Here is a 22,435-nt window from a genome sequence, read left to right as displayed (position 1 = left end):
CAAGCTGACACGCAACGTACGACGCGTGTCAGCCACGCAGGCACAGACTGCGGGAAACACCTGTGGAATCGAAGTCTCCATGTCCTACGGCACGCGTGCAAGTCTGCCCATCTCCGTTGTCCTCCTCGTATTGCTGCTGTCGACTCCGTCCGCGCATGCCCGTGAGCCCGGCGCGGCAACGCAAGAGATCAGCACCTATCCCGCCAGCGAGTTCCGGGACAGCGCGCCCGCCAACGCCTACGACATGCTGTTGCGCGTGCCCGGTTTCGTGATCGTCGATGCCGACGCGGATGTGCGCGGATACGCGGGCGCGCGCGGCAACGTGCTGATCGATGGCGCCCGCCCGACCAGCAAACACGAGGACGCCAAGACCCTGCTCAAGCGCATCCCGGCGGCATTGGTCGAGCGCATCGAACTGATCCGCGGTGGCGTCTCGGGCATCGACATGGCCGGCTATGCGGTGCTCGCCAATATCGTGCGCCGGCACGAGGCCACCAGCGCGGGTGCGCTCGAAGGGGGATGGATGGCATCCACGGACGGCTGGTCGTCGCCGCAGGCAAAGCTCGAATACAGTCGTCGTCGCGACTCCCATGCCTTCGAGCTGGCCGCGAGCATCTCGCCAGAGCTGGACGACGACAGCGGCCGCGGCACGATCTACCACATCGGCCCCGACGGTGCCTTGCAATCGCGGGAACGACTGGACCGGCGCGTCGTGGACAAGCAGAGCGAGCTCACCGGCAACTGGCGCCGTCCGCTGGCCGGCGGGCAGCTCACGCTCACCGCCGCCATGCGTGGCGAACGCGAACGCACCAACACCGATCTCGCCGGTGACGACGGCGACGAAGTCGTGCGCGAGAATGAAGACACCCGGCAAGCCGAAGTCGGCGCGCGTTATGTGCGCGACCTGGGCGACCGCACGAAACTGGAAATGATGGCAACCCAGCACCTGGGCTGGCTGGATGACCTGGAACACTCGCGCGACGACGACGGGGACGAGACCTTCGACCAGCGCACGCGCACCGGCGAAAGTATCGGTCGCCTCGACCTGACCCACGCCTGGTCCGACACGCTGTCGCTCACCGGATCGCTGGAAGGTGCGTTCAATTTCCTTCAGAGCGCCGCCCACCTGCAGAGCAACGGCAACGCCGCCACCCTGCCCGGCTCGAATGTGCGCGTCGAGGAAAAGCGCGTGGAGATGGCGCTTGGCGCGACCTGGAAGCCCTGGCAGCGCTGGGTGCTCGATGCCGGTTTGCGCGTGGAGAAATCCGCCATCGAACAGACAGGCGACAGTCCGCTCACCCGTCGCTTCATTTATCCCAAGCCGCGCGCGGCGCTGCAATGGGATGTTGATTCGCGCGACCAGTTGCGCCTGTCGCTGTCGCGCGAAGTGGGCCAGCTCGACTTCTCCGATTTCGTCGCTTCCGCCTCGCTGGAGAACAACCAGGTCAGCGCCGGCAACGCTGAACTCGAGCCGGACAAGACCTGGCGCATGACGGCGGCATGGGAACACCAGTTCCTGACTGACGCCGCGTTCACCGTCAGCTGGACCCACGACCGCATCAGCGATGCGGTCGACCGCGTGCTGGTGATTACTCCGGACGATGTGTTCGACGCACCGGGCAACATCGGAAACGGTCGTCGCGATACGCTGGCGCTCGAACTGTCGTTGCCGCTGGACGACATCGGTTTCAGCGGTGCGAGGCTCACCTCCTCGATGCTGTGGCGACGCAGCCGGGTGACCGACCCGGTCACCGGCCAGTCCCGCCCCATCTCGGGCGAGAAGCCGGTCGAAGGTCAAATCGCACTGACCCAGGATCTCCCAGCCTGGAACCTGCACTGGGGCATCGCACTCGACCACATCGCCGAGCGCAAGACCAAGATCCGCTACGACGAGGTCAAGCGCGAATCGGAAGCCATGGGCTGGACCGTATTCGTCGAACACAACCTCGACCCGCACTGGCGCCTGCGCGCGGAAGTGACCGATCTGTTCGGTCGCGACTTCATCGAAACGCGCCGAAAATACGATGGTCCGCGTTCAGCAGCGACGCTCGATGAAGTAGAGCGCCGTCGTCGCCGCACCCCCGGCGTCGTCAGCGTGACCTTGCGCAGGAGTTTTGGTGGGTGAGGCAATCCCGGCAGCAAGAACTGCGAGAGCATCGTGTTCCTCACCCTACGTGGGCGCGCCTGTCGCAATCGGGCAAGATGTACCGCCATCCGACGGCGGCGGGCGGAGCCCGCCCTACATGGCGATCGGGCGTGGGCCCGCTCACGCGTCGCTTAGTGCGTGGTTGAGCCTTTCGATCAGGAAAATTGTCCCTGACACGATTGTTCCGCCGCGGGTGATCTCGTTCTCCAGGTAGTGCGAGGCTTCGCGGAAGCCGTGCCTGCAACACGGGTCCTGCACCGCCACGCCGGCTTCCGCGTCACGCAGGAGGCCGATGAGATGCTCTCCGAATATGCGCTTCTTCACGTCCAACCTCCTTCAGTTGAGGGATTCGACTCCAAACGGGTTTGCTACTCAAAACTGGGAGGACGTCGCCCAAGCAGCCCGACCAGCCGCGCCTCACACGCTGAAAGATCGCACCCCCGCCGCTGCGAGACCATGAATGTGAGCGGCCCCATGTGCCAGGCGCGGCGCTCCAGTTCGACGAGTTCTCCGCTTGCCAGATCCTCGCTGACGAGGTGCCGTGGCAAGTGCCCCCAGCCGAGACCGGCCTTGAGCAGGTCGCGTTTGGCGCCGAGGTCGTTGACCAGCCACTGGCGCTTGCCGGCGACGCCCTGCTGGCTTTTTTCTGCGCCGGGCTGGTTGTCGGTGACGACGATCTGGGTGTGGCGGCCGAACTCGTCCACGGGGATGGGTTTGGCGGTCGAAGCGAGCGAATGGGATGGCGCGCATACCGTCACCATTTCCTCCTCGCGCAACCAATGGCGTTCGATGGCGTCCGGGTTCACCTCCGGCACGTTTTCGATCGTGACGGCCAGGGCACATACTCTTTCGAGCACCAGGTGCTCGCCGCCCTGCATGGTGGTGATGCGCAGGTTGATCGCGGCGGTCGGAAACTCTTCCTGCAGTGTCCGCAAACCGTTGATCAGGTGGGTGCGCGGGAAGTAGGCATCGACCGCCACCGACACCTGCGGCACGCCGGCCTTGGCGATCGCGCCGGCGCGGTTCTTCATTTCTTCGGTGCGCGAGATCACCGCCCGTGCGTCCGGCAGCAGGCTGCGGCCTGCTGCGGTGAGCTGCGCCTTGCGCGTGTTGCGCTCGAACAACTCGACATCGAACGCACTTTCCAGCGACTTGATCGCGTGGCTGATGGCCGACTGCGCGCGCGCGAGTTTCCGCGCCGCACCCGAGAAGCTCCCCTGATCACACACCGCAACGAACGCACGCAGCTGGTTGATGGTGACGTTGTCGAGCACGAGTTATCCAAAAACTAGATCGTATCAAGCGATTTTTCGTCAATTGTGTTGATGCGTCAAGCGACCCAGATTGTTGGAGCAACCGGCCCGAACGGGCCGGCGCACCCCATCCCATACTGAAAAGGACCATCTTCATGAGCTACGCCATCATTGGTTTCGGTGCCATCGGCCAGGCCCTGGCCCACGCTTTCGCCCGCAACAACATCGAAGTCTCCGTCGCCAGTCGGCGACCGCCCGAAGCGCTGTTGCCGCGAGCCCAGGCGATCGGGCCCACGGTTATCCCCACGACGCTGCGGGAAGCTCTCAAGGCGGACGTGATTTTCCTGGCCGTTCTCTTCGAGGGGCATCGCGAGGTCGCCAAGGCTCTTCCGGATTGGCGGGGCAAAACGATCATCGACGCGATGAACACGAATGACCCCGTCGAAACGCTCGACGGGCTCCCCTCTTCCGCCTTCGTCGCCAAGTCGTTCCCGGGTGCCAGGTTGGTCAAGGGCTTCAATCACTTGCCGTCGCGCACGCTGGCCACCGACCCAGAGGTCCAGGGCCGCCATCGGGTCGTGTTCCTGGCGAGCGACAACGAGGCGGCCACCGCGGAAGTGGCGGACCTTGCCAAGCGACTCGGGTTCGCCCCCGTCAACCTCGGCAAGTTCGATGAGGGCGGCACGCTGGTGCAGGCACGCGGCCGCGTCTGGGGCCCGCTGATTTTCCAGGACCTGTTCAAGAACGAGTCCGAGCGACCGGCGACCGCCGGCGCCGCATCGTAATCATTCCAACCAATGGACCTCCGGTAAGCCTCAAGCCTCCGTCATTCCAGCGAAAGCTGGAATCCAGCGACTCGGCCTCGCTGAACAGCCAAGACGCTGGATCCGAGCTTTCGCTGGGATGACGAGTTTGAAGCAGGGTTATCGAGGTTCCGCAGAGGATTCATGACATGAGCAAGTTGAATGGAAAGACCGCCGTGGTCACCGGCGGCGCCACCGGCATCGGCCGCGCGGCGGCAAAGCGCTTCATCGAGGAAGGCGCCTTCGTCTTCATCTTCGGCCGCCGGCAGGAAGCGCTCGACGCCGCGCTGGCCGAGCTCGGCCCCAACGCCCGCGCGGTGCAGGGCTCGGTTTCCGACGAGGCCGATCTTGACCGCCTTTACGCGGCGGTGAAGGCGGAGCGCGGCACTCTCGACACCGTGTTCGCCAACGCGGGGACGGGCAGCCTGCTTCCGCTGGGCCAGATCACCGCCGAGCACATCGACGACACCTTCGACACCAATGTGAAGGGCACGATCTTCACGGTGCAGAAAGCACTGCCGCTGATGGGCCAGGGCGGTTCGATCATCCTCACCGGATCGAGCGCCGGCACCACGGGCGCCCCGGCATTCGGCGTTTACAGCGCGAGCAAGGCGGCCGTGCGCAACCTCGCCCGGACTTGGGCGCAGGACCTCAAAGGTACCGGCATCCGGGTCAACGTGCTGTCGCCTGGACCGACGGCGACCGAACTGGCGAAGGCCGCGGTGGGCGAGGAAGGCATGAAGACGTTCGCCTCGATGAATCCGCTGCAACGCATGGCCGAACCGGCGGAGATCGGCGCGGCGGCGGCTTTCCTCGCGTCGTCGGACAGCAGTTTCATGACCGCCAGCGAGCTGGCCGTCGACGGCGGACTGGCCCAAATCTGACCAGCCGCTCCCTTCAGTCGCATGACTGCTCGGGACACATCAACTTTCTACAAAAGGAATATCCCATGTCGAACAAACCCGAACTCTCGAACGAACTCAGCGGCCGCCGTGCGCTGGTCACCGGCGGCACGCGCGGCATCGGCGCGGCCGTCGCGCAGCGCCTGCTCGATGCCGGCGCCAAGGTCGTAGTCGCTGCGCGCAAGCCTGACGACGACATGCCCGCCGGAGCCATCTTCGTCACCGGCGACGTCGCCACGAGCGAAGGTGTGAAGGCCATCGCGACACAGGCGCTGGCGGCGCTCGGCGGCCTCGACATCCTGGTGAACAACGCGGGCGGTGCGCGCGCGTTCCTGGAAGGGGCCTCGACGATTCCCGACGAGGCGTGGCACGACAGCTTCGCTCTCAACCTCTTCGCCGCAATCCGCCTCACCAACGCGGTCCTCCCCGCGCTGCGGAACTCCGAGGCCGCAGCCGTCGTGAACATATCTTCGGCGGCGGCGACGATACCGTTCGGCCCCTTCGCGCACTACGGCGCCGCCAAGGCGGCCCTCGAGTACTACTCACGCACGCTCGCTCTCGAAGTCGCGCCGGGCATCCGCGTGAACGTCATATCGCCCGGCGTCATCGCAACACCAGGTTCCGACGAGTTCGCCCGGACCACGCCGGGATTCTCCACCGAGGCCTGGCTTCAGCATCTGCCGATGGGCCGCATCGGCGCCACCGAGGACATTGCCGAGGTCGTCGCGCTGCTCGTGTCGGATCGGGGCAAGTTCCTGACCGGGGCGAACTACCGCGTCGATGGTGGCATGACGGCGCGCTGACGCATCCAACATGGCGCATGGCCAATGAATGGGAGCGTGGGCGTCAGTCGAGGCTACGAAGGACTGGTCAGGTTCGAGGGCGGCGGGCGGAGCCCGCCCTACAAGGGCGCGTTGAGCTGCTTACCCGTCGCTCAGGGCGCGGTTGAGCCGTTCGATCAGCGCGTCCTGGATGGCGCCGTTGGAAACGCAGACGTTGCCGCCATGGATATCCACCGTCCCACCGCTCACCGACGTCGCCACTCCACCGGCCTCGCGCACCAGGATGATTCCCGGTGCCATGTCCCACGCGTTGAGCGAGCGTTCCCAGTACGCGTCCCAGCGGCCGGCGGCGACGTAGGCCATGTCGACCGAGCAGGCGCCGGTGCGGCGGATGCCCGCGACCTCGTTGGACAACAGCGCCATCTCGCGGGCGAACACGGGGTGATCCGGCTTGCCGGCGAAGGGAATGCCGCAGCCGAGCACGCTGTCGACCAGGCGATGACGGGTGGAAACGTGGATACGCTGGCCATTGAGCCAACTGCCCTCGCCTTCCGCCGCGACGTACATCTCCTTCAACGCCGGCAGCCAGGTGACACCGGCAACCACCGCGCCCTCGCGCGCCAGCGCGATGTTGACGCCCCACAGCGGCGTGCCGAACAGGAAGTTGGTGGTGCCATCCAGCGGATCGACGATCCAGCTCTGCGCATCGTCGCTGCCACCGCTCGCGCCGCTTTCCTCGCCGAGGAAACCAAACGATGGCTGTGCTTTTCCCAGGATCTCGCGCGTGGTGCGCTCGGCTTCCTCGTCGGCAATCGACACCAGGTCGGCCGGCCCGGACTTGGTGCGTGTCACCAGCTCGCCGAGCTGACCGAAGCGCTGCAGCAGGCCGTCTCCGGCCACTTGCGCCGCCTTGATCATGGCCTTCAGTTCAGTCGAAGCGTGCATGGGTTCAGTCTCTGCGTCGTGTACGCCACAGGCTCAACGCCAGCAGCATGGAAAGAATGGATGAGCCGACCCAGAACGCGATCGCCGGACCGAAATTGTAGTGACGCACGCCATCGACGATCGTCATGCCATGCTGGATCAAGGTACCGGAAACCTGTTCCTGGATCCCCGCGCCGATATAGCTGCAGATGCCGATCACCCCCATCACCGCGCCAGCCACGCGCTTGGGCGCGATGTCCACCGCAAACAGGCCACCCAGCGACGTGACCAGGCCGGTCAGCCCCATGCCGAACAACACCATCGCAATGATCAGCGAGTACAGATGGTTCGGCCCGTAGAAGAACAGGAACAGGCCGGCCAGCTCCAGCAACGCGAAGATCAGGTTCACTGGCGGGCGATGCGCGTCGAACAATTTGTCGGAAATGAAGCCGAACGCGACCGCACCGGCCATGCCCGCCAGCGTGCTGATCATCAACAAGGTGCCGGCCATGGTCAGCGAATAGCCGTGCACTTCCTGCAGGTAGAGCACGCCCCACGAATTGATCGCGTAGCGAGTGACGTAGGTCGTGGCCGACGCCAGGCACAGCACCCAGATCGCCGGGATCTTCAGGATCGACAACTGGAGTTTGAGCACCGAAGTGATCTTCGGCTTGGCCGCCTCACCGAAGTTGTCGTGCTTCCACTCGTTGACCGGCGGCAGCCCCAGCGTGGACGGACGATCCTGCAGCAGCAGGTAGGCGCTGATCGCGGTGGCCACGCCGATCATGCCCGGCCCCCAGAAGCCGAAGCGCCAGCCGAACGTGGCCACGGTGGCACCCACGACGAGGAAGGTCAGGCCCTCGCCGATCGAGTGGGCGGTGCTCCAGATCCCGTACGTGCGCCCGCGCTCGCGGTTGGAGAACCATGCCGTCATCGCCACCACGCCCCCGGGGGCGCCGAAACTCTGGAACCAGCCGTTCAACCCCCACAGGATCACCGCCAGCCACACCGTGGTGACGAAACCCATCGCCAGATTGCACAGCGCGGTGGTGAGAAAGGCGAACGCGAGGAAGCGCTTCATGTTCGCGTGGTCGGCGAGGAAGCCGTTGGTCAGCTTGCCGATCGCATAGGTGTAGAACAGCGCCGATCCGATCAGGCCGAGTTCGGCCGGCGTGTAGATGCCGGCATCGATGATCGGTTTCTTGACCACGCCCAGCGCCAGCCGGCAGGTGTAGATCAGGCCATAACCCAGGGTGATCGCCAGCATCACGCGCAGGCGATGTTTGCGGTACTGCCGGTCGATGACGTCCTTGTCGGCGAGCTCGGGCTGGTCTGCGCCGGTTGCGAAATAAGCCAGCCATCCACCCGCCATGACGATTCCCCCTCGATGGACCCACGCCGGTGCGCGGTCTCGTTATGGCCAGCCTATTTCATTTTCACCAAAATTGGAAGATTAATTCCACTTTCTACAGAGTTGGAATAACGAAACTCTGTTCGATCGCCTCGCCTCCCCGGGGCCAGCGCTGCGTGACGGTCTTGGTGCGGGTGTAAAAGCGCACGCCGTCCATGCCATATTGATTGAGGTCGGCGAAACCCGAGCGCTTCCAGCCACCGAAGCTGTGGTACGCCACCGGCACCGGGATCGGCACGTTGATGCCGACCATGCCCACCTCGACCCGATCGGCAAATTCGCGCGCGGCGTCGCCGCTGCGGGTGAAAATGCTGACGCCGTTGCCGTAGGGATGCTCCGATGGCAGCGCCAGTGCCTCCTCGAAACTGCGCGCGCGCACGATCTGCAGCACCGGGCCGAAGATCTCGTCCTGGTAGCTCTTCATGCCGGCGGTGACGTGATCGAACAGCGTCGGTGCGAGGAAGAAACCCTTCTCATGGCCGGGGACGGAGAGCCCGCGTCCATCGATCACCAGCTCCGCGCCCTCGTCCACGCCAAGCTGGATGTAGGACTCGATACGTGCCTTGTGCGCTGCCGACACCACCGGCCCGTAATGCGCGTTGGCGTCGCTGGACACACCGACCTGCAACGCGGCGATCGCCGGCAGCAGTTTCGCGCGCAACGCCTCCGCGGTGGCTTCGCCCACCGGCACCACGACCGGCAATGCCATGCAACGCTCACCGGCCGAGCCATAGGCTGCGCCCATCAGGTCGGCCACGACCTGGTCGAGGTCGGCATCCGGCATCACGATGCCGTGGTTCTTGGCGCCGCCCATGCACTGCACGCGCTTGCCGTGCTTCGCGCCATTGGCATACACCGATTGCGCCACGTCCGACGAACCGACGAAGCTCACCGCCTTGATCCGGGGATGCTCCACGATCGCGTCGACGATCTCCTTGTCGCCATGCAGCACGTTGAGGATGCCCGGCGGCAGGCCGGCCTCGATCATCAGTTCAGCCAGCCGCACCGGCACTGAGGGGTCACGCTCGGACGGCTTGAGGATGAACGCGTTGCCGCTGGCGATCGCCGGACCGAACATCCACATCGGAATCATCGCCGGAAAATTGAACGGGGTGATGCCAGCCACCACGCCAAGCGGCTGCAATGCCGAATAGACGTCGATACGGGGACCGGCGCCCTGGGTGTATTCACCCTTCAGCAGATGCGGAATGCCGCAGGCGAACTCGATCACCTCCAGCCCGCGCAGCACGTCGCCGTGCGCGTCGGAGACCACCTTGCCGTGTTCGCTGGCCAGCAGCTCGGCCAGTTCGTTCTTGTGCACGTTGAGCAGGCGCACGAATTCCATCATCACCCGCGCCCGCCGCTGCGGATTCACCGCGGCCCAGCCCGGCTGTGCCGCGGCAGCACTCTGCACCGCGCGCTCCAGTTCGGCGGCGTTGGCCAGCGACACTTTTGCCTGCACCTGGCCGCTGTTGGGGTCGAACACGTCGCCGTGGCGACCGGAAGTACCCACCACGGTCTGACCGTCGATGAAATGTTCAATACTGCGCATGGCTCACTCCTTGGATGAGGTGTTGCGTCGGGCGATCCAGTCGTGTGCCGGGTCGTTGCGGAAAATCCACTGGCGGTGCGGTCCCGCCATCACGTTGAGGTAGTACAGGTCGTAGCCGTGCGACGTGCCCACCGGGTGGTAGCCGCGTGGCACCATCACCACGTCACCGTCCTCGACACACACGGTTTCGTCGAGCGAGCGGTCGTCGGTGTAGACCCGCTGAAACGCGAAGCCCTGAGGCGGGTTCAAGCGGTGGTAATAGGTTTCCTCCAGCGCGGTTTCTGCACCCGCCTCGGCGGTGTCGTGCTTGTGCGGCGGATAGCTGGACCAATGCCCGCCCGGCGTGATCACCTCGACCACCAGCAAACTGTCGGCCGGCTCGGTCTGCGGCAGGATGTTGCGCACGTAGCGGGTATTGGTGCCATCGCCGCGCACCTCGCGGCTCATCGCCGACTCGGCGATCAGCCGCGGATACCCTTCGCCCGATCCGGGAGCCGTGCAAACGGCCAGCTCGACCGGCCCGCTTGCGATCACTTCATAGTTCACGCCGGCAGGCACGTACACGGCGCCGGGAGCACGGTCCTCGAACGGACTGCTGCGACCACCGACATGCATGAAGTGCTGCCCACCCGCGTCGATATCGGCCATGCCCGCGACCACTACCAGGCAGACTTCACGCCCCGCCTCGCCGCCGGCGAGGCGCTGGCCGGGAGCGAGCTTCACCACCTTGAACCCGACATGCTTCCAGCCTGCGCTGGCGGGGGTCACCTCGAGCACGACGCCGGCGGCATCGGGATCACCTGGACGAATGCGCAGATCAGCCATCAGCGCAACCCAGCCTCGGCGGCACGCTGCTTGAGCGTGGCCAGGCCGAGCTTCGCGTAGATGCGTGGGTTGGCCAACGCCGGGTCCTGTTCCGCCTCGATCACGATCCAGCCGCTGTAGTGGATACCAGCCAAAGCAGTCATCAGCTTCGCGTAATCCAGGCCGCCGTCACCCGGCACCGTGAACATGCCCGCGAGCACACCATCGAGGAAGCTGGAGCCTGCACCGTGCACCTCCTTGAACACGTTCCAGCGCACGTCCTTGCAATGGACGTGCGCCACGCGCTCGGGATGATCGGCAATCAACTGCAAGGCGTCGATGCCACCGAGCGCAGCATGACCGGTATCCAGGGTCAGTCCCACCGATGACCCGGTGTGTGCGAGAAACGCATCGAGATCGACGGCACGCTCGACTACCGTACCCAGGTGATGGTGGTAGGCAAAACGCAATCCCTGCGCCTGGATGTAGTCGGCCACCGCAGTCAGACGCTCGCCAAACACACCCCAGCCATCGGCATCCAGCTGCGGCGTGGCGCGCATGGCCGTGCCGCGCTGGCCGTGGATAGCATTGCTGGTTTCGGCAAACACGAACACGGTGCTGCCCATCGCCTTGAGCAGGTTCAGGTGTGGCTGCAAGGCCAGGATCTCGTCCTGCGCCGATTGCGCCAGCAGCGATCCGCTGTACCAGCCGCCGATCAAATCCAGTCCGTGGCGTTCCAGCAGCGGCTTCAACTGGGACGCGTGGCGCGGGAATTTCCCGCCCAGCTCGACGCCCTCGAAACCCAGCTCCTGGATGTCCGCGAGAATGCTTTCCAAGGGCGTGTCGCCGCCCAGTTCGGGCATGTCGTCGTTGGCCCAGGCAATCGGGCTGACGCCGAAACGGATGCTCATGACAAATCCTTCTTCTGACGTATGCCCTCGTCGTAGGCGCGACGCGCAGCCTCGACCTCGGGGCGTTCGGAAACTTGCGGTACCGCCACGTCCCACCACCAGCCGCCGGCTTCGGTGGTTTTCAGCGGATCGGTATCGATCACCACCACGTAGCTGCGAGTCGCCGCACGCGCTCGCGCGATCGCCGATTCCAGCTCACCCAACGTGGCAACATGTTCGGACAGCGCGCCGAGGCTGGCGGCGTGCGCGGCAAAGTCGATCTGTGGCAGCGTCTCGTGCGTGGTGTCGGCCAGCAAATTGTTGAAACCGGCGCCACCGGTGGCGTGCTGCAGGCGGTTGATGCAGCCGTAGCCATGGTTGTCCAGCACCACCACGATCAACTTCCGGCCCAGCATCACCGAACTGGCCAGCTCGGAGTTCAGCATCAGGTAGCTGCCGTCGCCGACCATCACAACCACCTCGCGATCGGGCGCCGCCATCTTCACACCGAGACCGCCGGCGATCTCGTAGCCCATGCACGAGTAGCCGTACTCGACGTGATAACCGCCAGCACGCGTGGCCCGCCACAACTTGTGCAGTTCACCCGGCAATCCACCGGCGGCGCACACCACGATCGCGTCGTCGGAAACACCGCGTTGCACCACGCCGATCACCTGCGCGTCGCTGGGCAGCGTCTGGCTGGGCGCGCCAGCAGTAACGGCGTCGACCGCGGCATGCCACGCATCCACTTCCTGCGCGGCACGCGCCGGTGCATGCCAGTCATCCAGCGCCGTGGCCAGTGATTGCAGTACCTTGCGCGCATCGCCAACCACCGCCGTCGCATCGTGTTTATGTGCGTCAAACGGCTGCACGTTTATCTGGATCTTGCAGGCGTGCGTGAACAGGCTGCGCGAACCGGTGGTGAAATCTGCCAGTCGGGTGCCGATACCCACCACCAGATCTGCACGGGCCGCTGCAGCGTTCGCCGCGCTGGAACCGGTGACGCCGATCGAACCCAGTGCAGCGGGATGATTCCACGGCAACGCGCCCTTGCCTGCCTGGGTCTCGGCCACGGCCAGGCCAGTGGCCTCCACCAGCGCCGCCAGCGTCTGCTCGGCTTCGCTGTAAAGCACACCACCGCCGGCGATCAGCAACGGGTGCTTCGCCGCCTTGAGTGCGTCGACCAGCGCCTGCAGTTCCTCCTCACTGGCGTCCTGGCGTCGCTCGCGCCAGAACCGACGATTGAAAAAGGCTTCGGGATAATCGAAAGCTTCCGCCTGCACGTCCTGGCAGAACGCGATCGTCGCCGGACCGCAGCTGGCCGGATCGAGCATGGTGGCCAGCGCCTTCGGCAGCGCGTCCATGATCTGTTCGGGCCGCATGATGCGATCGAAATAGCGCGACACCGGGCGGAAGCAGTCGTTGGCCGAAACGGTGCCGTCGCTGAAGCTCTCCACCTGCTGCAGCACCGGGTCCGGCTGGCGGCTGGCAAACACGTCGCCGGGCAACAGCAGCACCGGCAGGCGATTGACGTGGGCCAGCGCCGCGGCGGTGACCATGTTGGTGGCGCCGGGGCCGATCGAGGTGGTGCAGACCATCGCGCGGCGCCGGCGCATCTGTTTCGCGTAGGCGATCGCCGCGTGCGCCATGCCCTGCTCGTTGTGCGCGCGCCAGGTGGGGAACGTGTCGCGCGCCGCATGCAGCGCCTCGCCCAGACCCGCCACGTTGCCATGCCCGAAGATCGCCCAGGCACCGGCAAAATACGGCAGCTCGCGCCCGTCGACGGTCACATGTTGCGCGGCGAGCCAGCGGATCGTGGCCTGGGCCGCGGTGAGTCGCACGCTCGTCATCTCACACTGCCTCCTTCCGTGCGCCCGATGCCGCGGTCCGCGCGGCGTGCCACGCATCGACCAGCACCCCGAAGCGGGCGGACAGGTCGGCGATGGCCGCCTCGTCATCGAAGCTGCCGTCCAGCCAGCGCGCGGCGGCGTCGGCGAAGATCGTGCGGCCCACGGCAAAGCCCTTGACGATCGGGCTGGCCGCGGCGATGCGGAACGAATCGACCAGTTGATCGCTGGGCGCCTGCAGGCCGAGCAGCAGCACGCCACGGCAGGCCGCATCGTTGTCGCGGATGACGCGCTCGATGTTCTCCCATGTGGCGATGTCGGCGGCGGGCTCCAGCTTCCACCAGTCAGGTTTCATGCCCCGATCATAGAGGCGCTGGATCGCGCGTGCCGCCGTGTGCTGGTCGATCGCCCCGTGGCGCGACGCAATCACTTCCACCAGCAGTTCATGCCGGGTCTTGCGACAGGCATCCTGCAGCCGCAGCAGCTGCCGCTCCTGCTGTTCGCGCAGGTCCTGCGGATCGTCCGGGTGATAGAACACCAGGCATTTGACGACGTGGTTGTACGGCCAGGTGAGCAGTTCGGTGGCCACGTCGGCGGAGCTTTCGAACACCAGCGGGCGCGAGCCGGGCAGCTCGATCGGACGGCCGATCCAGTATGGCCGATCGGCCGCGGCCTCCAGCGCGCGCATGCCGTAGCGGCCATCCAGCAACACGCCAAAAAGGTCGCCATCGCCGGCCAGCCGGTCGATCGCCTGCAGCACCAATGCCTTGAACGCGGGGATGCGCGCCGGATCGGCGCCGGTCTCGCGGCACAAATCCTCGAACTGGCTGCGATGATCCACCGCCAGCACGGTCAGGTCCTCGTGCACGCGGTTGCGCGTGGTCGCCCAGTGGACCTGTTCCAACGCGGCATCGTCGCGCAGGCGAAAGGGGCGTTCGCTGCCGTCGAGAAACAGCTGCAACTCTTTCCAGGTCGGCATGGCCGGCGCGCAGCCATGACGCGAGACCACCAGCGCACCGCAGGCATTGGCGTATTCGCAACAGGTCGCCAGCGGCTCGTCACGCAACCAGCCACGCAGGAAACCGGCCATGAACGCATCACCGGCACCGAGCACGTTGAACACCTCGATCCGGAAACCGCGGCCGACCACGCCGTCGTCCAGGCTGTCCGGAATCGCCGCGGGAAACGCCGAACACCCCGACGCGCCGCGCTTGCACACAAGCAACGCGGCGCTGCGCGTCCGGATCGCACGCAGCGCCTGGATCGTGTCGGTGGAACCGCCGAGGATGTGGATCTCCTCCTCGGTGCCCACGATCAGATCGCACAGCGGCAGTACCTGCTGCAGGCGCGCGGTCACGCCGGCATCGGCGACGAAGCGGTTCTCGCCCCGGTCCTTGCCGGTCAGTCCCCACAGCACCGGTCGGTAATCGATGTCGAAGACCACTTTCCCGCCCGTCGCGCGCGCCAGCTCGCACGCATGCACGGAAGCCTCGAACACATGGGGCTGCGAAAGATGGGTGCCGTTGATCAGCACCGCGCGCGTCGACTGCACCAGTTCCATGTCGATGTCCGCCACGACGAGCGCCATGTCGGCGCAGTTCTCGCGGTAGAAGATCAGCGGGAAGGTGTCCGGATCGCGGATGCCCAGGAACACCAGCGCGGTCAGGCGTTCACGATCGGTGACCACGCCATCGGCGCGCACGCCCTCGCGCACCAGCTGCTCGCGGATGAAACGGCCGAAATGGTCGTCACCCACGCGGGTGATCAAGGCGCTGCGCAAACCCAGTCGCGCGGCACCGATTGCCGTGTTGGTCGGGCTGCCGCCGATGTACTTGGCGAACGAGGTCATGTCCTCGAGGCGACCGCCGGTCTGCTCGCCATACAGGTCGATGCTGGATCGCCCGACGGTCACAAGGTCAAGCTGGCGCTCCACCCCTTCCATATGCACTTCTCTCACGGATACCCGCCGCCCACCGCGCCGGATGCACGTAATATATATTCTATTTTTATAGAAAAAGCAACATACGTTTCATTTTTTGCCGCGTCTGGAAGAAGCCAGCCGCGAACTGTTCCGCTGCGGCGTGTTGCTGGCAAACGCATACGAAATCACCAGCGCCTGAGCCAGGCACATGGAGGCGGACAGCGAACGGAACTTGCGGATCTCCGCTTCGCGCACTTGCAGCACAACAGTGGCCGGCTTGGCTACCGGGCTGACCAGGCTGTCGCTGATCGAAAGCACCCGGCAATGATTGGTGGCAGCCGCGTCGATCAACTGCACCGCCTCTTCCGCATATGGGTGATAGCTCACCGCGATCAGCAGGTCATGCTTGGTGATCGCATGGATCTGCTGTCGCGTCATGCCGCCGATGCTGTCGATGAATACGGTCTTCTTGTCCACCTGGTGCAGCGAATAGGCGAGGTAGGCCGCCACCGGGAACGAGCGCCGGAAGCCGGCCACGTAGACTGTCTCGGCCTCCTCGATCAGCTTCACCGCCGCGGCAAGGTCCTTGCGCCCCACCCCGTCGGGAAGGTTCTGCAGTGCCAGCACGTTGCCTTCGACGAACTCGGTCAGCACCTGCACCGGGTCGCCGACCGACTTGCCATTCACGTTCTGGCTGAACTGGCGCACGCGCTCGCCGTAACCGAGCGCGGCGTTGCCTGACAACAGTCCATCGCGGAACAAGCGCTGCATCTGGCTGGCGCCATCGAAACCGAATGACTTGGCGAAACGCACGATCGCCGACGGCTGCACGGCGCAGCGCTCGGCCAGCACCGCCAGCGTCTCCAGCGCCACCGCATTCGGTTCGTCGAGCACGTAACGGGCGATCTGCTGCAGGCGTTTGCTGAGCGAGTCGTAGCGGTCGAGGATGGCGGAGCGAAGTTCGTCGGCGCTGGTGGGCGGCACGTCCATTTCGACCATGGGGCTTTCCTTCGTGTTGGCCGCGTCCGTACATCGGCGACGGCATCTGCTGAAACATGGAGTAACTTGGCGGAAATTCTATTACACTCGAAAACAGAATATCAGTTCCATTTTCTGTGGCAACTCACCCCGGGGAGTCTACTCTTGGACAGAATCGACGTTGTCTTGATCGGCGCGGGCCGGATGGGCCAGGTGCACGGGCCCAATGCGGCCGGTCACCCGGGCCTGCGCCTGAAATACGTGGTCGATCCCCGCCCGGGCGCGGAGCAGTTTGCCGCCGCCCATGGCGCGGCGATGGCCACGCTGGAGCAGGCGCTGGCCGACCCGACGATCGGTGGCGTGCTGATCTGCAGCACCACCGACCAGCATCTGGGTCACGCGCTGGCGGCGGTCGGCGCCGGCAAGGCGGTGTTCTGCGAAAAGCCGATCGACCTCGACCTGGAAAAAGTGCGCGCGGCGCGATCGCAGTTCGAAGGCGCGCGTTTCCTGCTCGGTTTCAATCGCCGCTTCGATCCGCAGTTCGCGCAGCTCAAGCAACAACTGGATGCCGGCGTGGTCGGCCGGCTGGAAAGCCTGCACCTGGTCAACCACGATCCGGCGGCGCCCCCGCCGGGCTTCATTCCCACCAGCGGCGGCCTGTTCAAGGATTTCACCATCCATGACCTGGACATGGCGCGATGGCTGATGGACGAGGAGCCGGTCGAGATCTACGCCAGCGCCAGCTGCCTGGTCGATCCGGAAATCGGTCGCCAGGGCGACGTCGATACCGCGCGGTGCGTGCTGAAGACCGCCAGCGGGCGGCTTTGCGTCATCTCCAACACCCGTCGCAGCGGCTACGGCTACGACCAGCGCATCGAGGCATTCGGCTCGGCCGGCATGATTCGCGCCGGCAACGTGACGCAGGACACCGTGCACTCGCTGACCGAAGACGGCAGCCATGGCGCGCCGATCATGCCCGCGTTCGCCGAGCGCTACCGCGAGGCCTATCGCGCGCAGATCGACCACTTCGCCGACGTGGTGCACGGCCGCGCGCCATCGCGCACCACATACGACGACGGCATCGCCGCCCTGGTCCTGGCCGAGGCTTGCGCGTGGTCCGCGCAGCACGACCAGGCCTTCAAACTCTGAGCGAGACAGGATCATGCACAAAGTCATCCTCATCGGCGCCGGTCGCATCGGCCATATTCATGCCCGCAATGCCGCGCTGCACCCGCGCATCGAACTGGCCGGGGTGGTCGACGCCGTCGACGCCTCGGCACAGGCGCTCGCCAGGGAATGGAACAGTCAGGTAGTCACCCTGGATGCCGCCCTGGCCGACCCGACCATTCGTGGCGTGATCATCGCCAGCTCCACCGACACCCATCTGGATTACAGCCTTCGCGCAGCTGCCGCGGGCATGACAGTCTTCTGCGAGAAGCCGATCGACCAGGACCTCGGGCGCGCGCGCGGCGCCGCTACCGCGTTGAGCGGTGCCAACATGATGCTCGCTTTCAATCGTCGCTTCGATCCGAACTTCCAGGCGTTGAAAGCGCGCTTGGACAGTGGCGCCATCGGCCGGATCGAGAGTCTGCAGATCACCTCGAACGATCCATCGCCACCGCCCCCGTCCTACGTCGCCGTCTCCGGCGGTCTGTTCAAGGACATGGCCATCCACGATTTCGACATGGCTCGCTGGCTGCTGGGCGAGGAGCCGGTGCAGGTCTACGCCACGGGCAGTTGCCTGGTCGATCCCGAGATCGGCAAGCTCGGCGACGTGGACACCGCACGTACCGTGCTGCGCACCGCGTCGGGCAAACTTTGCGTGATCTCCAACAGCCGCCGCAGCGGCTTCGGCTACGACCAGCGCATCGAGGCTTTCGCCTCCAGCGGCATGGTGCGCGCGGACAATGTGCTGGAGAGCACCACCGAAGTCTGGAGCGAGGCCGGCATGGCCAGCGACCGCCTGCAAAACTTCTTCCTCGACCGCTACGCCGAAGCCTACCGCCGCGAGATGGACCACTTCGCCGACATGCTGGATGGGCAGCGCGCCTCGGTGGGTTACGCCGATGGCGTGGCCGCGTTGGCGCTGGCCGAGGCGGCTGCCGAATCGATGAAGGCGGGCGCGCCGGTCAGGCTTTGAGCAGGCGCCAAGGGAGTGAATGTTCCCTTCTCCCTTTGGGAGAAGGTGCCCAAAGGGCAGATGAGGGTGCGCCACGAAGCATGTAGTTACGTCCTGCGCCGAACCCTCTCCCCAACCCCTCTCCCGAAGGGAGAGGGGCTTCAAAAGCCCGGCTTCCGAACGATCAATGCGCCGCGGGAGTACGCAACGGCTCGACCAGCTTCCCGCTCACGATGCGCTCGAAGTCCGCCATCGGGCAGCGCTCGGCGCAGCCGGGGATCGGCAGGTACTCGTAGGACGGCGCGTTGGCCATGTCGAGTTCCTGCAACTCGCGCACCTGGTCCATCGTCTGCGACCGATAGAAGGCCCGCACGAACTGCGCGCCCGACGGATCGGCCAGCACCTCGAAGCCCAGCGCGCCAGCCGGCGGCGGATCGTCACGCGGATAGCCCGGCACCTGCCAGTGAAGGTCCAGCATGCCGCCGAGGTCGGCGATGTTGGTGTCGTGGCCGACCAGCACCGTCAGCTTCGGCCCGTGCTCCGCCGCGGCCAGCATCCGCGCTGCCAGCGGCGAGGCTGCCCGTACCGCGATGTACGGCGTACGGCCCTGGTAATGGAACTTCAGCGCGTGGAACTGCAACAGGGTGCCGATCTGCTCGCGGGTGAGATTGCCCCACGCCACGTCCTTCATCGGCATGCCTTCCAGGTACTCCAGCAGGAAGGTCTGGCTGGCGGTGGAGGCGATCCCGAACGGCGCGCCCACGTGCGGCCGGTCACCGTCTTCAGGCTCCAGCCCTGCCGGCATCTTCGAAATGTCGCAGGCCGTGTCCGGGGTGCAGCCCATCGCCTGGTTGAGCAGGGCAAACAGTGGCGCATGGGCCTGTACTTCCGCCGCCATGCCGCCGGCAGGCATCATCGCCTCCACCGCTTGCCGGGCCTTGTGCGCGTCCATCGCCACGGCCCCGGCTTCAAGCGGATGGAACTCGACGTCATCTTTCTTGCTGGCAGGGAACGTTACCGTGATGCCGCAATCGGCTGCCATGCCTTCCACCAGCGCACGCGCGGTGTCCTGGGTACGAGATTTCGAACTCGCCGCGACCACGATCTCGCCTTTGGCCGGGCATCCAGTCGCGGGCAACAGCCCACGCGACGCCCAGTTGGCGCGGTCCCACTGGCCAAGCAGGCGCACCGCGTCGTAACCGTGCGGAGTGAGCTCGCCGAAATCGACGCTCCACTTCGGCCACGGCTGCGGATGGGTGCCGTCAGGTGTGACCTGCGGTTTGGTCGGTGGCCGCACGCCGTGGCGCATCAGCATCACCACGCGCTGCAGCTTCAGGTCGCTGTCCGGCGCTGCATGGGACGCCGTCGAGGCCATTGCCTCGGTGGACGCCGGAGCAGGTGCCGGCGCAGCCGCGTCCGGCGCCTGCGCGCAGCCCCCCAGCCCGGCCAGCAACAGCGAGGCCGCCAGCAGGCGCTGGGATGGAACAACGAAATGGATGAAACGTTTCAGCTGCATGTTCTTTGCTCCTGGCAAAACGAACCTTGCCAATGCGTTCAAAAAAACGGCGACCCCGGGGTGGAGGATCGCCGCCAATTGCCGTGGGGACGGAATCCAAGAGCCCGCCAGGCTCTTAAAAGACCGCGCGCAAGGTCAACGACCAGCGCGGCGACGAACACTCGCGTTCGAGTTCCATGAAGTCCACGTTGTACGCCCGGTTGTTGGCCATCATCTGGGCCGCATCATCGCCGGCAAAGTCCTGCTCCAGCTGCTGGCTGCAGGAATCGAGCAAATTGTTGCCGGTCAGACGCAGCACGAATGCCTTGCCCAGACGTTTCTCGAGGAAGACTTCCAGGTTGCCGCCGTAGATCGTGCTCTGCATTTCGCCGGGCGAGTTGTGTTGATACGCGGGACCCTGCTTCTGGTAGCTGGCGCCGAAGCTGGCCTTCCACGCCGGAATATCCTGCGTCACGCCCACGTTGTAGACGAATGAAGGCTGGTCGTCGATGGTGGTGTCCCGGTCGGTGATCGGGTTCAGGCGTTTGGAGAACAACCGGGTGTAGTTGCCGAAGATGCCGGTGTTCGGCATGCCCAGCGCGCTCAGCGGCATCGACATGTCGAACTCGACGCCCCGCACCTTGGCGCTGCCGAGATTCTGGAACGTGTAAAGGCCACCGGGATAGTCGTCCGGATCCTGGCCCGCATCGCTAACCGGTCGCGCGGTTCTGACCATGCCGATCAGGTCGGAAATATTGCGCTGGAACAGGTTCACGCCCACCACGCCGTTGCGGCCGATGCTGCGCTCGTAGCCCAGGTCGAAGCCGAGCGAGCGCTCCATTTTCAGATCCGGATTGCCGATCGTCACGTCGTAGTCGCCGGGCGATTCCAGCGTGACCGACGGCACCAGCTGGTCGATGCTGGGACGGCGCACGGTGCGTGCCACGCTGAAACGCAGCTGGTCCGCATCGTCGAACTTCCAGCGCAGGTGCGCCGAGGGATTGAGCATGAACTCGTGGCTGTCCGCGTGACCGACGGTTCGGTCGGTGACGGCGCCGTTGACGGTGTCGGTGGTCACATAATCCTGGCTGCTGCGCGTTTTTTCGCCACGAACGCCGGTGGTTATCGTGAACCGGTCGGTCAGGTCCCAGTCGACCAGCGCATAGGTATCGAAGCGGTCTTCCTTGTAATCGAAGGTCCCGTCGGTACCTTTCTGCTTGGACTTGCTCAGCCCCGAGAGCTCCGACGCGGTGAAGCTGCGGTCCTTGTTCTTGAGCTGCATGCCGACCTTGAGTTGCGCCTTCACGATACCCAGCGACTGGGCCACGCCGGGCATGCGCCGCGTCACCGAAGCATCCGCCTGCCAGTTCTTGTCGTTGGCCTCGGTACCCTTGATCTTGTCCTTGGTGTCCGGCGTGTCCTTGAAGTAATGCTTGATCTCGCTGCCCTTGGTCACGTTGCGGGCGATATAGGCCTCGAAATCGGTCTGGTCGTTGAACGAGGTCTGGAACAGCGTGGAAAGTCCATAGCTGTCTTCGTCGATCGGAGTGGACTCGAACTTCAATTCCGGATTGGCCAGATCGAGGCCGCCGACGCTGCCGTCGCCCTCGTAGGTCCGGGTGTTCTCGTATTCGTCACGACGCGTGCTCAGGGCGAAGGCCTCGAATCGCAAGCTGGACACGTCGGACAGGCGCCAGGTCAGGTCGCCATTGAAAGACAGGTCCTTCGACTCGCGGGTATCGCCCTGCTCCTCGCGCGAAACGGCCCTGGACTTCGAGATGTCGTCCCAGCTCTGCAGGCTGTGGCCGTTGCCATGGGCCGCCACCTCGTCGGCGAAACCGACGGTGTTGCCGTCGACCACTTCCTGGATCGCGTGCTTCTCGTTGAAGCGTTTCTGCGCGTCCACCGTGAGCGAGTAGAACACCGTGTCGGCTTCATTGCGGCCAGACCAGGAAACGGCGGCATTCGGACGGAATCGACCGGTTTTCTTGTCCCACGTTTCGCCGACGCGGACGATGACGCCCGGCGGCAGGGTGGCACCGTCCTTGAGGATGATGTTGATGGTCCCGCCGACGCCCTGGCTGTCGAAGTCGGCTGATGGCGAACGGACGATCTCGATGCGATCGATGATTTCGGCCGGGATGCGGTCCACCGCCACCGAGCGATCGTTGCCGATGCCGGGCACCGCGCGCCCGTTCACCAGGATCTGCGTGTAGCCATTGCCCAGGCCGCGCATTTCCGGTGCCACCGATTCGCCGACGTCGCCGACAAAGGCCACGCCCGGAACCCGGCGCAATTGGTCGCCGACCGACACCGGCTCGAATTTGGCGAAGAATTGCTGGTCGTATACCAGCACCGGCGCCGGCACATCGATGTGGCTGCGATAGCCGATGTTGCCGGTAACCACCAGGGCTTGCAGGTTGACGGCCTTCTTCTTGCCATCCGCCGAGGCGGCCGATGAATCCGTGTTGCTGACCTGGTTGCCGGTGGCCGACTGGGCAGCATCCTGTGAAAAAGCAAGGCTTGGCGCGACCAGAGCGCAGCCGCTCAACAGTAGTGCAGCCTGCAACGCATTTCGACGAAAAGTGTGCATGGATCATCTACCCCC

The 22,435-nt window shown here is 65.3% G+C and carries 18 protein-coding genes; 6 read left to right on the top strand and 12 right to left on the bottom strand.

Annotated features, from left to right (window positions below; genetic code table 11):
• Positions 1-79: 79 nt before the first annotated feature.
• Positions 80-2,125, top strand: a complete 2,046-nt coding sequence (locus tag AC0L58_RS05120; RefSeq protein WP_473687313.1) for a TonB-dependent receptor plug domain-containing protein — start codon at positions 80-82, stop codon at positions 2,123-2,125.
• A 141-nt stretch (positions 2,126-2,266) separates the two neighbouring features.
• Here the strand turns inward: AC0L58_RS05120 and AC0L58_RS05115 are convergent, their stop codons facing one another.
• Together AC0L58_RS05115 and AC0L58_RS05110 are read right to left on the bottom strand one after the other, a co-directional pair.
• Positions 2,267-2,470 (bottom strand): hypothetical protein, encoded by a 204-nt coding sequence (locus tag AC0L58_RS05115; protein ID WP_473687311.1) that lies wholly within the window; start codon positions 2,468-2,470, stop codon positions 2,267-2,269.
• 44 nt (positions 2,471-2,514) lie between these two features.
• The gene (locus AC0L58_RS05110; RefSeq protein ID WP_473687309.1) at positions 2,515-3,420 is read right to left on the bottom strand and encodes a LysR family transcriptional regulator; all 906 of its coding nucleotides are present in this window, start codon (positions 3,418-3,420) and stop codon (positions 2,515-2,517) included.
• A gap of 134 nt (positions 3,421-3,554) precedes the next feature.
• Between AC0L58_RS05110 and AC0L58_RS05105 the strand changes: the two genes are divergently transcribed.
• The 3 genes from AC0L58_RS05105 to AC0L58_RS05095 all read left to right on the top strand — a co-directional run bounded on the left by AC0L58_RS05105 (position 3,555) and on the right by AC0L58_RS05095 (position 5,907).
• Entirely contained in the window at positions 3,555-4,184 is a 630-nt protein-coding gene (locus AC0L58_RS05105; RefSeq protein WP_473687307.1) for an NADPH-dependent F420 reductase, read from the top strand.
• 167 nt (positions 4,185-4,351) lie between these two features.
• The gene (locus tag AC0L58_RS05100; RefSeq protein ID WP_473687305.1) at positions 4,352-5,086 is read left to right on the top strand and encodes an SDR family NAD(P)-dependent oxidoreductase; all 735 of its coding nucleotides are present in this window, start codon (positions 4,352-4,354) and stop codon (positions 5,084-5,086) included.
• A 65-nt stretch (positions 5,087-5,151) separates the two neighbouring features.
• Positions 5,152-5,907, top strand: a complete 756-nt coding sequence (locus AC0L58_RS05095) for an oxidoreductase (RefSeq protein ID WP_473687304.1) — start codon at positions 5,152-5,154, stop codon at positions 5,905-5,907.
• A 120-nt stretch (positions 5,908-6,027) separates the two neighbouring features.
• On the opposite strand, the gene AC0L58_RS05090 is transcribed toward AC0L58_RS05095, so the two are convergent.
• The 8 genes from AC0L58_RS05090 to AC0L58_RS05055 form a co-directional block, all read right to left on the bottom strand.
• On the bottom strand, positions 6,028-6,831 hold the full coding sequence (locus AC0L58_RS05090; RefSeq protein ID WP_473687302.1) for an inositol monophosphatase family protein: 804 nt from the start codon (positions 6,829-6,831) through the stop codon (positions 6,028-6,030).
• A gap of 4 nt (positions 6,832-6,835) precedes the next feature.
• Positions 6,836-8,182 (bottom strand): MFS transporter, encoded by a 1,347-nt coding sequence (locus AC0L58_RS05085; RefSeq protein WP_473687300.1) that lies wholly within the window; start codon positions 8,180-8,182, stop codon positions 6,836-6,838.
• Positions 8,183-8,276: 94 nt separating this feature from the next.
• A complete protein-coding gene (locus AC0L58_RS05080; protein ID WP_473687298.1) occupies positions 8,277-9,773 on the bottom strand; it encodes a CoA-acylating methylmalonate-semialdehyde dehydrogenase in 1,497 nt (498 codons plus the stop codon).
• A gap of 3 nt (positions 9,774-9,776) precedes the next feature.
• Positions 9,777-10,598, bottom strand: coding sequence for a 5-deoxy-glucuronate isomerase (gene iolB, locus AC0L58_RS05075; RefSeq protein WP_473687296.1), 822 nt, complete (start codon positions 10,596-10,598; stop codon positions 9,777-9,779).
• Positions 10,598-11,488, bottom strand: a complete 891-nt coding sequence (iolE, locus tag AC0L58_RS05070) for a myo-inosose-2 dehydratase (RefSeq protein ID WP_473687294.1) — start codon at positions 11,486-11,488, stop codon at positions 10,598-10,600. Before iolE ends, iolB begins: the two co-directional genes overlap by 1 nt.
• Entirely contained in the window at positions 11,485-13,317 is a 1,833-nt protein-coding gene (iolD, locus tag AC0L58_RS05065; protein WP_473687292.1) for a 3D-(3,5/4)-trihydroxycyclohexane-1,2-dione acylhydrolase (decyclizing), read from the bottom strand. Before iolD ends, iolE begins: the two co-directional genes overlap by 4 nt.
• Position 13,318: 1 nt before the next feature.
• A complete protein-coding gene (locus AC0L58_RS05060) occupies positions 13,319-15,271 on the bottom strand; it encodes a bifunctional 5-dehydro-2-deoxygluconokinase/5-dehydro-2-deoxyphosphogluconate aldolase (RefSeq protein ID WP_473687290.1) in 1,953 nt (650 codons plus the stop codon).
• Positions 15,272-15,343: 72 nt separating this feature from the next.
• Complete coding sequence (locus AC0L58_RS05055; protein ID WP_473687288.1) at positions 15,344-16,234, bottom strand: MurR/RpiR family transcriptional regulator; 891 nt, start codon at positions 16,232-16,234, stop codon at positions 15,344-15,346.
• 144 nt (positions 16,235-16,378) lie between these two features.
• On the opposite strand from AC0L58_RS05055, the gene iolG (AC0L58_RS05050) reads away from it, so the two are divergent.
• Positions 16,379-17,362 (top strand): inositol 2-dehydrogenase, encoded by a 984-nt coding sequence (gene iolG / locus AC0L58_RS05050; RefSeq protein ID WP_473687286.1) that lies wholly within the window; start codon positions 16,379-16,381, stop codon positions 17,360-17,362.
• Between the two features lie 13 nt (positions 17,363-17,375).
• Entirely contained in the window at positions 17,376-18,353 is a 978-nt protein-coding gene (iolG, locus tag AC0L58_RS05045) for an inositol 2-dehydrogenase (RefSeq protein ID WP_473687284.1), read from the top strand.
• 163 nt (positions 18,354-18,516) lie between these two features.
• Here the strand turns inward: iolG (AC0L58_RS05045) and AC0L58_RS05040 are convergent, their stop codons facing one another.
• Both AC0L58_RS05040 and AC0L58_RS05035 read right to left on the bottom strand, forming a co-directional pair.
• Entirely contained in the window at positions 18,517-19,848 is a 1,332-nt protein-coding gene (locus tag AC0L58_RS05040; RefSeq protein ID WP_473687282.1) for a histidine-type phosphatase, read from the bottom strand.
• A gap of 115 nt (positions 19,849-19,963) precedes the next feature.
• Entirely contained in the window at positions 19,964-22,420 is a 2,457-nt protein-coding gene (locus AC0L58_RS05035) for a TonB-dependent receptor plug domain-containing protein (RefSeq protein WP_473687280.1), read from the bottom strand.
• Positions 22,421-22,435: the final 15 nt, after the last annotated feature.

Source organism: Rhodanobacter sp. G2-10 (assembly GCF_055809185.1).
Note: the sequence above shows the minus strand (reverse complement) of the source record. Positions and strands in the feature narration are given on the sequence as shown.